This window comes from Bittarella massiliensis (ex Durand et al. 2017), assembly GCF_017566145.1.
GTDB lineage: Bacteria > Bacillota > Clostridia > Oscillospirales > Ruminococcaceae > Bittarella > Bittarella massiliensis_A.
The window spans coordinates 1-228 of the sequence record NZ_JABFCL010000145.1; the positions used below are offsets into that span (position 1 = coordinate 1).

The 228-nt window shown below is 47.4% G+C and carries 1 pseudogene; it reads right to left on the reverse strand.

Annotated elements, in window-relative coordinates:
* Positions 1-228: pseudogene (locus tag HJY11_RS13800) on the reverse strand (DNA mismatch repair endonuclease MutL); the annotation flags it as partial.

Here is a 228-nt window from a genome sequence, read left to right on the forward strand (position 1 = left end):
TTGGCGGTGATCTCCCGCCCATAAACATGGTAAATCACATCTTTTAATTTCCCGTTCCCGGACGTATGCATCCGTTCTTGTCCGTTGTTAATAAACTGGAAGGAAATGTCCGGGCGAGACAAGGCAAGCCGTGTCATCAGGTCACTTACATGGCTTGCTTCCGTCATCGGCGTCTTTAAAAATTTCCGCCTTGCAGGAACATTGTAAAATAACTGGCGCACGAGAAAG